Origin of the sequence: Sporosarcina ureae, assembly GCF_002109325.1 — a bacterium.
GTDB classification, from domain to species: Bacteria; Bacillota; Bacilli; order Bacillales_A; family Planococcaceae; genus Sporosarcina; species Sporosarcina ureae_C.
This window is the reverse complement of record NZ_CP015348.1, coordinates 582,568-596,022: the sequence shown is the minus strand read 5'-3', so window position 1 is coordinate 596,022 and position 13,455 is coordinate 582,568. Positions and strand designations below refer to the sequence as shown.

Sequence of the window (13,455 nt, the reverse complement as noted above, 5' to 3'; positions counted from 1 at the left end):
TGGAGATCCATAGTGCATGCCATATTAAATTAACAGTTTCTGTAACTGGTAGCGCAGCGTTATCCTTTACTTACAGTATCTACAAAAGTATGTACTTTCAGGTAGACGATTCTCTTTACTAGTCATATAAATTCTTTTTGGGTCAATAGAATAATGCGACAAGCCTTGTCATCATCACCTTTTCAAGAGGGAGTCGCCGCCAACTTCCGCATCCATCCTACTTTGATAGTGGATGGATGTTGATAACTTATTGGCGTTAGTATGTGATGGGTTGTTGTGTTTTAAACTTTTTTATTTCCAGTTCTAGTTCAAATAATTACAATCCTAACTTCAGTGTGCAACAAAAGATATCACCCGCTTACATTGCAGGGATTGGAGCGGCAGGCGGCGACTCGGGGAGGATCAGTGGGATAGGTGAAACACCCGGCGAGCGAAGCGAGGGGTGTGGTTCACCGTCCACCCTCCCGAACGCGTCCGCCTAGAGCGCAAATCCCCTAACGTACCCAACTTAGCCTTACTCACTTCCAAGCCAAAAACACGTCATACTATACATATCGGAACAATATAATAGTGAATAGTAAATAAAATTTTGAAATATTACGATTCTATTTGTATACTTGTACTATTAAGTAAAAGGGGGAATGAAAATGAACCGTGAAGAACTACTTGCGCCAGACCGTTATAATATCGTTTCGGAATTCGAAAAATATGCAACGGGTGACGGTAGAAAAGCATTAATTTATGTAGACGCGCAAAATCAACAACAAGAAGTGACATACGATGAACTCATCAAAGCAGCCAACCGAACAGCGAATGCACTGATATCGACTGGGCTACAAAAAGGTGATGTAGTATTGGTGATGGTGCCTCGCATGATTGAAGCATACGTTACATATATCGGTGCACTTAAAGCAGGACTTGTTGTGATCCCTAGTTCAGAAATGTTGCGTTCCTCCGATATTGAATATCGAATCGAACATAGTGATGCAAAAGCGATCATTGCATTCGACGCATTCACCGATCAATTAGAACATGTAAATAACTTAGACAAAGTGACAGTCTATATTATCGGTGAAGCAAAAGAAGGAGAAGTATCTTTAGCAGAAAAAGAGAAAAATGCTTCATCTGAATTTACTGCATGCGATACCGCTAGTGACGATATGGCGTTTTTATCGTATACGTCTGGGACGACAGGCAAGCCAAAAGGCGTAGTACATACTCATGGATGGGGATATGCACACTTAAGAACGACTGCACCGAACTGGTTGGGCATTGAAGAACGTGACATAGTTTGGGCTACTGCAGCACCAGGTTGGCAGAAATGGATATGGACACCGTTCTTATCAGTTCTGGGAAGTGGAGCGACGGGGTTTGTCTACAATGGCAAGTTCGACGTAGATAAATATTTGCATTTCTTAGATGAGTACAAAGTAAATGTTTTATGCTGTACACCAACTGAATATCGATTTATCGCAAAAGCGAAGAATCTGGATGAGTTTTCATTGGCTTCCTTAAAAAGCGCTGTTTCAGCTGGGGAACCATTAAATCGTGAAGTCATCGATATTTTTGAAAGACAATTTTCCCTAAATGTGCGTGACGGATACGGCCAAACAGAAAATACGCTTCTGGTCGGTACAATGATCGGAATGGAACCGCGTCCTGGATCGATGGGCAAACCGACGCCGGGCAATATCGTCGATGTCATCAACGATGAAGGCAAACCAGCGGGCGCGAATGAAGTTGGAGATATTGCAGTTCATAAGAGCACTCCAGCGTTATTCCAAGAGTATTTGAATGATCCTGAACGTACGAAGATGCAATTTAGAGGAGATTATTATATTACAGGTGACCGCGCGAAAAAGGATGAAGACGGTTATTTCTGGTTTGAAGGACGCGGCGATGATATTATCGTAAGTTCGGGTTATACAATTGGACCATTTGAAGTGGAAGATGCGTTAATTAAACATCCGGCTGTTCGTGAATGTGCAGTTGTCGCAAGTCCTGATCCAGAACGTGGAAATGTTGTAAAAGCATTTGTTGTTCTACGTGACGATTCTATAGATTCAACTGAAGAGCTTGTAAAGGAATTGCAAAATCACGTGAAAGAGTTGACAGCACCTTACAAGTATCCACGTAAAATCGAGTTTATGGAAGAGTTACCAAAAACCTCTTCAGGAAAAATCATGCGTATTGAATTGCGTAAAAAAGAACAAAATCAATGATACTGATCCACTACTAGTACGGAAAAAGGACTGCCGAAAGTCGTTTTAATTCGACGATTGACCAGTCCTTTTGGTTTTGATTCAGAAAAATGTACGTTGCACTTTTTCGAAGAAGGAGTTATTTGGTAGTTTTGCGGTGCGAACCACTTTATGACTTAACCGCGCCTCCACTTTTTCTACTTGTTTAATACCGAGTGCTTCGTTATCTGCCGCAATGGAGGGGAATTCATTACCTTCTTGTTGGACATTGAGTGTTAACGTTCTCTCGTTACTGAGGATGAACGAAGTGCCAAGTGTGCGATAGCGATTGTTGTTGACCGACGCAAGTTCAGTCACTTGGAATGAAGGGAGTCGTGGGTCAATCACAGCACCTTTAACGGATTTGTTATAAGCAGTACTGCCCGTTGGTGTAGAGATGATCATACCGTCGCCGAGAAAAGTTTCAAATAATAGATCATCAATGAAAATGTCCATGACGAATGTGCGGATAATAGTAGAACGGATGCTGAATTCATTTAGACATAAAAATGGTTTATGTTGATTAATGGTTACTTCAAGTAATGGATAATGTCGTTCTTCAATAGTCTCTTGCCGTAATGTTTCGACAAGTGAGCGGATATCATCATATTTATAATCGCAATATACACCATGTGCACCTTTCACAGACGCTCCTAGATACAGACAATCCTGTCGAAAGTCAGTTTTGCGGACAGCTTGGAGGAAAGTTCCATCGCTTCCGATGCTAATAATGACCGTTGCTTCCCTGTGGTCTTCGGTTAGTTTGAAGCCTTCACTTTTAAGTCGTTGTCCAACGAAATGTCTTTTATGGATAGTGTCTTCATCAAGACGGCTGAAAAGAAAAATTACGTGTCGGGTAGTCATTTGAATCGTCTCCTTTTTCAGTTAATAGAATAAGTGTAGCATGAATGAAACATTTGGACGATGAGGAACGTATAAGTAGATGTCGACAAAGGAGGAACTTTACTTATGAATGCAAAAAGATGGATAGCCGTAGCGGTTGCTGCGATTTTGATCGTAGTATCGGTAGGTATTAATGCCATGTCATGGGTTTTCACTAGAGACTGGAATAGTTTTGTTAGTGAGATCAACTTGATGGAAACGCAAGTGCAGGAAACGGTAGTAGAAGAAGGAAGTGCTAACGAAAGAATTGCTGTGTTAACAGTGGATGGAGTCATCCAAGATACGGGTGAAGCGTCTATTTTCAGTGGCGCTGAGTACAACCATCAACAATTTATGACGCAATTGAATGAGTTGGCAAACGATGAAACCGTGAAAGGAATTGTACTTTCGGTGAATTCTCCAGGTGGAGGCGTATTGGAGTCATCTGATATTTACGATGCACTGACAGAAATTCAAGCTTCGAAAAAGATTCCGATTTATGTAGCGATGGGCGGTATGGCGGCTTCAGGTGGATACTACATCTCAGCACCAGCCGATAAAATTTATGTTCACCCTGAAACGTTGACAGGATCTATCGGTGTCATCATGCAATCTGTCAATTACGGTAAATTAGCTGAGAAATACGGTGTGGAATTCCCAACAATCAAGTCAGGTCCTTATAAAGATATGATGAGTCCGACTAGAGAAATGAAACCCGAAGAACGTGCGATGTTACAAGAAATGATTGATGATTCGTATAAACGTTTCGTTGATATTATTGTAGATGGACGTGGTATGTCAGAAAAGGCTGTTCGCAAAGTTGCGGACGGACGTGTGATGAATGGTCGTCAAGCAATCGAAGCGGGTCTTGCAGATGATTATGGCAAGTTGCCAATCGTTGTTTCCGCGATGAAAGAAGATTATCACTTAGAAAAAGCGGAAGTATTCGAATATGGAATGCCGACTAATTTGAAAGCTATTCTTTCCATGAAAGCACATGACGTGTTTAATGGAGATGTTGAATCACAAATTTTGAAAAAATTACTGACTGAAAATACGGCGCCACGCATGATGTATTTATACGGTGAATAACAAGGAGGGAAATAATCATGACGAATGAACTGCTGGATACGCAACCAACCATGCGACTTGAACAGATGCTCGTGCCGAAATATGCAGGATTCTGGATCAGACTGTGGGCATTTTTAATCGACATGCTGATCATTTCGGCTATTAGCGGCATCTTTGTCAAGCCAGTATTCCGCGTACTCGATATCGCGATTACTAAGCCTTCTGCCTTTTTATTTAGCCCGTATAAAGTAACGGCACTTGTCTTGTTATTGTTATATTTTATCATCATGACGAAAATTGCAGGACAGACGGTAGGGAAAATGATCATGGGAATTCGTGTAATGAAATCAAACGGGGAAAAGGCAACGTGGGGTTCTGTTATCTTCCGAGAAGGTTTCGGTCGTTTTATTTCACAAATGTTATGGATTCCCTATCTACTTGTTTTGTTTTTACCTCAAAAGAAAGCACTTCACGACGTCTTTGCTGACACAGTTGTCGTGCATGAACGAACATTTGAGAGAAAAGAAATACAGAAAATCATTGAACCTGAACATCATCAGTTGCATGAAGACCCTACGGTTTAGTACACTAGTTTAAAAGGAGTGGTTAGTTATGGTACAAGTTACATTCAAAGATAATCCGGTTCATCTGTTAGGTTCAGAAGTGAAAGTTGGAGATCAGGCACCAAGCTTCACAGTGCTTGCGAATGATTTGAATCCTGTTACACTTGACGATTCAAAAGGTAAAGTACGTTTGATCAGTGTAGTGCCTTCTGTTGATACAGGTGTATGTTCTATCCAGACTAAGCGTTTCAACGATGAAGCAACGTCACTTGGTGATGATGTGGAAGTCATGACGATTTCTTGCGATCTTCCGTTTGCACAAGGGCGTTGGAAAGAAGATGAGAAGGTAGAAAATTTACATTTGTACTCTGATCATCGTGATCTTTCATTCGGTAAAGCATTCGGTACAGCGATTGAGGAATTGCGTCTATTGACTCGTTCTATTTTTGTAGTCGATCGCGACGACAAAGTAGCGTACGTAGAGTATGTGAGCGAAGCAACTGACCACCCCGATTATGATGCAGCGATTAAAGCAGTAAAAGAATTGAATTAATTAAAAAACCCACCTGAACAAGAGGTGGGTTTCTTCTTGGAGGAATTTTGAATGAGCAATATGGAAAAAGTGTTTACGTATTACGACAACCATGCAGCAGCGACTGATGGGTTATATTTGGACGCTGTGTTAGAAGCTAGTGAAAAATGGTTGGATCAACCGTCGGCAGTAGACTTGCAAGATCCTGATAAGGAAGAAATTCGTAAAGGTATCCAGCTCGCCTTATTAAAAGGATTAAAGCAGTCTACACAAGCTCATCACCAAATGACGCCTGATACAATCGGCTTCTTGATAGGTTATCTAATCAATAAATTAGTGGATACAAAGCAACCTGTAACCTTCTTGGATCCTGCTGCAGGAACGGGGAATTTATTATTCACTGTAATGAATCAATATAAAGGTTCCGCTTCTGCCAGCGCAGTTGAAATCGATGATGTATTGATTCAAATTGCTGTTGCAACTGCGAATTTATTGGAGTTACCAGTATCATTTTATTTACAAGATGCACTTCGTCCATTGCCTATCGATGTAGTCGATGCAGTGGTAAGTGATATACCTGTAGGCTATTATCCAGATGATGAAGTCGCTATGGAGTATGAACTCATGGCATCTGAAGGTCATGCTTTTTCACATTACTTATATATTGAACAATCAATGCGCTATGTGAAGCCAGGTGGTTACGGATTATTCATCGTCCCTTCCAAACTATTGACGGCTGAAGGGGCCGAACCTATCCTGAACTTTGTCAAAGAGCATAAATTATTGAGAGGTTTGCTTGAATTACCGGATTCAATATTTGCGGATCAACGTTTTGCAAAAAGTATTTTATTGTTACAACAACCGCCAAACGAAAACTATGTCATGCCGGATGTTTTGTTAGCGAAAATACCTGAGCTGGGAAATGCAAAGGCCATGCAAAAGTTCTTTGATAAATTAAGTGTTTGGATGGAAGAAGAAGGGGAGTGACGTTACGTCACACTTCCTTCTTTTTTATATTTCAAGAATATTTGAACAAAAAGAAAGCGCTAATTACTCGAATTCAATTGCTTTTAAAATTGTTAGCTACTATAATAAATTTTAACGTTCTACGACGTAATTATTTTAAGGGGTGGGTATTTGTGCCGAAAATATTATCGATAAATGCGGGAAGTTCTTCTTTAAAGTTCCAATTGATCGAAATGACGAACGAAGAAGAAATTACTAAGGGATTATTCGAGCGCATTGGATTAGAGAATTCTATTTTCACAATGGCAACGGATGAAAAGAAAATCGAAAAAGTATTAGATATTACTGATCACTCTATGGCTGTTGAAATGTTATTGGAACATTTACTAAGCGAGGGAGTCGTTTCTTCTTATGATGAAATTGACGGACTCGGTCATCGAGTAGTTCACGGGGGAGAACTATATAGTGACTCAGTGTTAATTACAGACGAAGTAATCGAGAAACTTGAAGAAATATCAAGCTTTGCACCTTTGCATAATCCAGCTAATATTGTCGGAATAAAGGCTTTTAAGAAAACGTTACCAAATATACCAGCAGTCGCAATATTCGATACTGCTTTCCATCAGACAATGCCTGAGAAATCATTTTTGTACGCGTTACCATATGAGTACTATGAGAAATACGGAATCCGTAAATACGGCTTCCATGGTACAAGCCATAAATACGTAACGGAGCGGGCTGCCAAGATTTTAAATAGACCGCTTGAAGATACACGTCTTATTTCTTGCCACCTCGGTAACGGTGCTAGTATTGCAGCGGTTAAAGGCGGTAAGTCAGTGGACACGTCTATGGGCTTCACTCCGTTAGCAGGCGTGATCATGGGCACGCGTTCAGGTAACATTGACCCTGCGCTCATTCCATACATGATGGAATGTACGAACCAAACAGCCGAAGAAGTAGTCAATGTACTGAATAAAAAATCCGGACTACTTGGTATCTGTGGATTCTCTAGTGACTTACGCGATATTACAGAAGCAGCAGAACAAGGCAACGACCGGGCGCAATTGGCTCTCGACGTATTCACAGATCGTATTCACCAACATATTGGACAATATGCTGCAGGGATGGGTGGAGTAGATGCCATTATCTTCACAGCAGGAATTGGCGAGAACAGTACGATTGTTCGTGAAAAAGTCATGCGTGGATTAGAATTCATGGGCGTATATTTCGACCCGAGTCTAAACAACATCCGTGGTGAAGAAGCATACATCAGCTTCCCACACTCACCAGTTAAAGTACTTATCATCCCAACAAACGAAGAAATCATGCTAGCTCGCGACACAGTGCGAATCGCTAACATTCCACTACCGGAAGAAGCATTACAAGTAGCAGCTGAATAAATACAAAATGTCCCGCCTGTTAACCGACAGGCGGGACATTTTTAACGAACTTGGTATTATGACGTCATCTAACTATAGAAGAAAAAAGACTGTCACAGGAAATCGAATGAACGACTTTCCGGACAGCCTTTACATACATATTAGCCTTGTAGATGTTCAGGCGTACGTACAACAAGTACATCGCACTTCGCAGAACGCACGATATTCTCGGAAACACTTCCGATTAAGAAACGTTCTACACGGTTAAGTCCAGTAGCACCACAGATAATCAAATCTGCATTAAGTTTCTTCGCGATATCGCGTGGAATCAATGTCTTAGGAGAACCATACTCCACGTGAATCTCAACATTTGCAACGCCTGCTTCAACTGCTTCTTTACGGTAGTCAGTCAACAATTCTTCAGCATATTTCTGCGCACGCTCAGCAATTGAACGATCGTATGCTTCAACTGCCGCATATGAACGCGTATCAATAATATTGATCAAGTGAAGAGTTGCGTCGTTACGATCTGCAATCGCGATCGCTTTCTTGAAAGCCCATTTAGCCTCATCTGAACCATCCACGGCTACGATGATGTCTTTGTACGTAAGTGCCATAATTACCACTCCATCCTTAAAGTTAAATTCTTTCTACACTATTCTTATTCTACGTGGATTATGATAGTCCTTCTTTTTTGTCGAAATGTTTTATAAAAATTTAGAAAATGAAGTTTGTATGGAAAAACGTTGAAAAAATGAGGTAAATCTAGCTATTTTCTGATAAGATTAAATAGTCATGAATCGACAATGAGATAATAAAAAACGAATGAAAAGAAATTACAATTCTAGGAGGATTTTGCATGCGTATTGGTGTTCCAAAAGAAATTAAAAACAATGAAAACCGAGTGGCAATAGCCCCTTCAAGTGTATTAACGTTACTAACGGCTGGCCACGAAGTAGTAATTGAAAAGGGTGCTGGAATCGGTTCAAGTTTCCAAGATGAAGAGTATAAAGAAGCAGGCGCGACAATCGTCGATACAGCGGCTGAGGCATGGGCAGCAGATATGGTACTGAAGGTTAAAGAACCTGCAGAATCAGAGTATCAGTATTTCCGTGAAGGATTAATCCTATTTACGTATCTTCACTTAGCACCGGAAGTAAAATTGACGAAAGCACTACTTGAAAACAAAGTAACAGCAATTGCTTATGAAACAGTACAATTACCAGGTGGCGGATTGCCTCTATTGGCACCGATGAGTGAAGTTGCGGGACGCATGGCGACGCAGATTGGTGCACAATACTTAGAAAAAACTAGAGGCGGAAAAGGGATTTTGCTTGCTGGAGTACCTGGCGTATCACGCGGCAAAATAACAATCATTGGTGGGGGACAAGCAGGTACGAATGCTGCGCGTGTTGCAATCGGAATCGGTGCACATGTAACGATCTTAGATCTATCCGTAGAGCGTGTTCGTCAGCTTGACGAGATCTTCGGCAAGAACATTCAAACGTTGGTATCTAACCCATACAATATCGCTAACGCAGTAAAAGACGCAGACTTGGTAATCGGTTGTGTTTTAATCCCAGGAGCAAAAGCGCCAACTCTTGTAACAGAAGAAATGGTTAAATCCATGAGCCCCGGCTCTGTAGTGATTGACATTGCAATCGACCAAGGCGGAATCTTTGAAACTTCCGACCGCGTCACAACACATGACGACCCGACTTATACAAAACACGGTGTCATTCACTATGCTGTAGCTAATATGCCAGGCGCTGTTCCACAAACGTCTACAATGGCACTAACAAACGTTACAATTCCTTACGCTCTTCAAATTGCCAATAAAGGCGTTAAAAAAGCATGTACAGACAATGAAGTCCTGCGTAAAGGAATCAACACACTAGCTGGAAACGTAACATACAAAGCAGTAGCAGAAGCACAAGGCCTAGAACACGTTTCTGTTGAAGACGTACTAGAGACTGTTTAATCAACAAAAAAGACCATTACGTAAAGTAACGGCCTAAAACTGAAGGCATCCCCGCAATAGGGAGTGCCTTCAGTTTTTTTATATAAAATGAAATTAACGGTTCAATTTCATTTGCCAGTCTTTAACTCACTTAACTACTTTCAAATCCTTAGGGAATTTCGTCAATACCTCAACGCCATCCTTCGTCACATACAAATCATCTTCAATCCGTACACCTGTAATTGTCGGATCATAAATGCCTGGCTCAACTGTAAACACCATACCCTCTTGAAGTGGCATATCATTCGTAGCTGTTAAAGAAGGGAACTCATGAACAGAAATACCAAGACCATGCCCGATACGATGTGGGAATAACTCGCCGTAACCAGCTTCCTCGATAATAGAACGAGCTGCTAGATCAACTTCCATTGCTAACGTACCCGGACGCACGATGTCAATTGCTGCTTGTTGTGCTTTCTGAACGGTCTCATAAATTTTACGCTTTTCCTCTGTTGGCTCACCGAACGCTATCGTCCGTGTGATGTCTGAACAATAACCTTTATAGACCACACCGAGATCAAATAAGATGAAATCACCTTTTTCAATTTTTTTCTCTCCTGGAATACCATGTGGTGATGCCGTTTTTGTGCCCGACACAATAATCGTTTCAAACGACATCTTCTCCGCACCTTTTTGTTTAACAGCTTGCTCCACGGCTTGAACTATTTCCAGTTCGGTTTTCCCTTCGGCGATTTCATTGCAACCTACTTCGATCGCATAATCCGCTAATTCCGCTGCTTTGCGCAAGTGCTGAAGTTCTCTATCATCTTTAATCAGACGATTTTTAGCTAATTCGTCATCCAACTTAGCGAATTGTAAAGCAGGGAAGCGCTCTTGGAGAATTTCAAATCGATCCACAGTCAAATGTTCTTTTTCGATTGCGAGTAATGACAATGCAGGAATACGTTCATTGATGGCTTGTTCTAGGAACTTAAACGCATTATCTGTGTCTTTATATCCTACTGCTTCGTGCTGCCAGCCGATTGCTTTTACATCTGGGACTTCCATCGCTGGGCAAATAACGAAAGGATCAGCATCTTGGAAAACCACTACACCAAGTAATCGTTCGTGTGGATCACTACGAAAGTCTGTTAAATAAAATATGTTATCTGGATTCGTTATAAGTGCTGCATCAATATTATGTTTTACTAAGAAATCTTGTACTTTTTGAATGTTCATCAACATGTTACCTCCTCTGTTTTGCTTAGTATAACAAAAAAGAGGGTTTTACGCTGTGTTGTAGAAGGTATAGAGTGTATAAGTGATAAAAAATAGGAGTGTGATCGTTGTGAAAATCTCATATCATGGCCATTCGATCGTTAAAATCGAAACAAAAGGAAAGACTATTTTAATCGATCCTTTTATTACAGGGAATAAATTAACGGATCTAAAGGCAGAAAACGAAAAGCCAGACGTGATTTTACTGACGCACGGCCATAATGACCACGTAGGGGATACGATGGAGATCGCGAAAAGAGAAGACATCCTAGTCGTTGCTCCGAATGAATTAGCCGTATATCTTGGATTCCAAGGATTGAAAACACATGGCATGAATATCGGAGGAGCAAAGGAATTTGATTTCGGTACCGTAAAATATACACAAGCTTTCCATAGTTCTTCTTATACAACAGAAGACAATGAAATTATTTACACCGGAATGCCTGCAGGTTTACTACTGACGATTGAAGATAAAATTATTTATCATGCAGGGGACACCTCCTTATTCAGCGATATGAAACTGTACGGGGAAGATGGAATTGATGTTGCGTTCCTACCTATCGGAGATAATTTCACGATGGGCCCTAAAGATGCTGCGAAAGCAGTCGAGTTGCTGAATCCTAAGCTAACAGTTCCTGTTCATTTCAATACGTTCCCACCGATTGAATTGGAGCCTGAAGACTTCAAATCACTCGTGACGAATCATGAAGTGAAAATAATGCAACCAGGGGATTCCATCGAGCTATAAAATAAGAAATAAATAAATACGGTCTAAGACGCATTGTTAGCGTCCTAGACCGTATTTTTGATGGACTTATGGTATGATATTCTAAAAGCCGAAACCTTAAATCAGGTCGAAGAAAAAGGTGAAATCATGTCAACTAAACACGAACAGATTTTGCGTTATATAGAAAGCTTGACAGTGGGCGAAAAGATCTCTGTACGACAAGTTGCGAAAGCATTGGAAGTCAGTGATGGAACCGCTTACCGGGCGATAAAAGAAGCGGAAAATCAAAAATTGGTAAACACGATTGAACGTGTAGGTACGATTCGAATCGAGAAAAAGAAAAAAGAAAATATTGAACGTCTGACATTTGCAGAAGTCATCAACATTGTAGACGGTGTTGTACTGGGTGGACGTGATGGATTACATAAAACATTAACGAAATTTGTAGTCGGAGCTATGCAACTCGAGGATATGATTCGTTATATTGATGCGGGTAGTTTGTTGATTGTTGGAAATCGTTTGAAAGCGCATGAAATAGCGATTAAAGCAGGAGCAGCTGTTCTCGTGACAGGTGGCTTCGATGCGACTGATGAAGTAAAGCAACTAGCAGACGAAATGAATTTGCCTGTTATTTCAACAAGTTATGATACTTTCACAGTCGCTACTATGCTAAATCGTGCAATTTATGATCAGCTGATTGAAAAGGAAATTTTATTGGTGGAGGATATTTTGACACCTCTAGCCAGTACAGTCACGTTATCACCTGAGGATTCAGTTGACCAATTCTATGAAGTAAATCACCAAACATCACACTCCGCTTATCCTGTCGTAAAAGCCGATGGCACATTAGTAGGAATTATTACGTCTCGTGATGTCGTCAGTAAACCGCATGTGGATATCATAGGGAAAGTCATGACGCCTGGTCCGATTACTGTTAACGGTAAAATGAGTGTCGCATCGGCAGGGCACAGTATGATTTGGGAAGGTATCGACTTAATGCCAGTCGTTAATGATGCCGGAGTCTTAGAGGGAATCATCAGTCGACAAGATGTCTTAAAAGCATTGCAAATGACACAACGTCAACCACAGCAAGGCGAAACAATTGATGATATTGTCAAGAATCAAATGAAAGCCATCTCCAATTCACCTGAAAAAATAGAGTTTGCCGTTGTGCCGCAGATGACCAATCAATTTGGTTCACTATCCTATGGAGCAATGTTAACGATTTTGACGGAAGCGGGTAGTCGTGCGATCAAGCTTCAAAAACGAGGAGAAAGTGTACCAGAAAACGTGACGATCTATTTCATCAAACAAGTACAACTTGGTGCGTCTGTCACAGTCGAACCGAAGATTATTCACTTGAGCCGTCGATTTATCAAGCTAGAAATCGAACTGATATCAAATGATGGTATTGTAGCGAAAGCAATGGGGACGTTCCAGCTTTTTGAAAAATAAAAAGCTGACGTCAATTGACATCAGCTTTGTTTAGTTCACGTTCTTCAGCTACGAATTGCTTATAATGTTTTTGAGCATTAAAGTTAAATATCGCAACATAGCCACCGAATAAAATGAAGATAGCGGACACGATATATGTTAAAGCACCGTCAAAGATAAGTAATTGATTGATTCCGAAAAAAATCAATAGCGCACCAAGTGCTGTGCCTGCCATGCTTGCATACATCTTTTTACGGATGGGAAACATAGGGCTTGTGCGGAATTGGCGCGTTTTGAAAACGAAATAGAATACGCCGGAAGCGATTATACCAAATACAAAAATAAAATTAACCATTTCCATCAAAAAAGCCTCCATTACATGAAAAATAACCTGTGGCCTACGCGTCGAGGTTCACTATACAT

The 13,455-nt window shown here is 40.8% G+C and carries 13 protein-coding genes; 9 read left to right on the top strand and 4 right to left on the bottom strand.

Annotated features, from left to right (window positions below; translation table 11 throughout):
- Positions 1-647: 647 nt before the first annotated feature.
- On the top strand, positions 648-2,222 hold the full coding sequence (gene mbcS / locus SporoP32a_RS03010; protein ID WP_085426566.1) for an acyl-CoA synthetase MbcS: 1,575 nt from the start codon (positions 648-650) through the stop codon (positions 2,220-2,222).
- 81 nt (positions 2,223-2,303) lie between these two features.
- On the opposite strand, the gene SporoP32a_RS03005 is transcribed toward mbcS, so the two are convergent.
- Positions 2,304-3,104, bottom strand: coding sequence for an NAD kinase (locus tag SporoP32a_RS03005; protein WP_085426565.1), 801 nt, complete (start codon positions 3,102-3,104; stop codon positions 2,304-2,306).
- A 105-nt stretch (positions 3,105-3,209) separates the two neighbouring features.
- Here SporoP32a_RS03005 and sppA point away from each other — a divergent pair, with 105 nt between their 5' ends.
- The 5 genes from sppA (at position 3,210) to SporoP32a_RS02980 (ending at position 7,654) form a co-directional block, all read left to right on the top strand.
- A complete protein-coding gene (sppA, locus tag SporoP32a_RS03000) occupies positions 3,210-4,214 on the top strand; it encodes a signal peptide peptidase SppA (RefSeq protein WP_085426564.1) in 1,005 nt (334 codons plus the stop codon).
- Positions 4,215-4,231: 17 nt separating this feature from the next.
- Complete coding sequence (locus SporoP32a_RS02995; protein ID WP_232319574.1) at positions 4,232-4,777, top strand: RDD family protein; 546 nt, start codon at positions 4,232-4,234, stop codon at positions 4,775-4,777.
- 28 nt (positions 4,778-4,805) lie between these two features.
- Positions 4,806-5,309: a thiol peroxidase gene (gene tpx / locus SporoP32a_RS02990; protein WP_085426562.1), complete on the top strand. Its 504-nt coding sequence runs from the start codon at positions 4,806-4,808 to the stop codon at positions 5,307-5,309.
- A 51-nt stretch (positions 5,310-5,360) separates the two neighbouring features.
- Positions 5,361-6,275, top strand: coding sequence for a class I SAM-dependent methyltransferase (locus tag SporoP32a_RS02985; RefSeq protein ID WP_085426561.1), 915 nt, complete (start codon positions 5,361-5,363; stop codon positions 6,273-6,275).
- Between the two features lie 152 nt (positions 6,276-6,427).
- A complete protein-coding gene (locus SporoP32a_RS02980; protein WP_085426560.1) occupies positions 6,428-7,654 on the top strand; it encodes an acetate kinase in 1,227 nt (408 codons plus the stop codon).
- Between the two features lie 140 nt (positions 7,655-7,794).
- Here SporoP32a_RS02980 and SporoP32a_RS02975 read toward each other — a convergent pair whose 3' ends face one another.
- A complete protein-coding gene (locus tag SporoP32a_RS02975; RefSeq protein ID WP_085426559.1) occupies positions 7,795-8,250 on the bottom strand; it encodes a universal stress protein in 456 nt (151 codons plus the stop codon).
- A gap of 242 nt (positions 8,251-8,492) precedes the next feature.
- On the opposite strand from SporoP32a_RS02975, the gene ald reads away from it, so the two are divergent.
- A complete protein-coding gene (gene ald, locus SporoP32a_RS02970) occupies positions 8,493-9,614 on the top strand; it encodes an alanine dehydrogenase (RefSeq protein ID WP_085426558.1) in 1,122 nt (373 codons plus the stop codon).
- 126 nt (positions 9,615-9,740) lie between these two features.
- Here ald and SporoP32a_RS02965 read toward each other — a convergent pair whose 3' ends face one another.
- Complete coding sequence (locus SporoP32a_RS02965) at positions 9,741-10,835, bottom strand: M24 family metallopeptidase (RefSeq protein WP_099624683.1); 1,095 nt, start codon at positions 10,833-10,835, stop codon at positions 9,741-9,743.
- Positions 10,836-10,941: 106 nt separating this feature from the next.
- On the opposite strand from SporoP32a_RS02965, the gene SporoP32a_RS02960 reads away from it, so the two are divergent.
- Both SporoP32a_RS02960 and SporoP32a_RS02955 read left to right on the top strand, forming a co-directional pair.
- Positions 10,942-11,619, top strand: coding sequence for a metal-dependent hydrolase (locus SporoP32a_RS02960; protein ID WP_085426556.1), 678 nt, complete (start codon positions 10,942-10,944; stop codon positions 11,617-11,619).
- 126 nt (positions 11,620-11,745) lie between these two features.
- The gene (locus SporoP32a_RS02955; protein WP_085428967.1) at positions 11,746-13,053 is read left to right on the top strand and encodes a DRTGG domain-containing protein; all 1,308 of its coding nucleotides are present in this window, start codon (positions 11,746-11,748) and stop codon (positions 13,051-13,053) included.
- Between the two features lie 10 nt (positions 13,054-13,063).
- Here SporoP32a_RS02955 and SporoP32a_RS02950 read toward each other — a convergent pair whose 3' ends face one another.
- Complete coding sequence (locus SporoP32a_RS02950; protein WP_085426555.1) at positions 13,064-13,393, bottom strand: YtpI family protein; 330 nt, start codon at positions 13,391-13,393, stop codon at positions 13,064-13,066.
- Positions 13,394-13,455 lie beyond the last annotated feature (62 nt).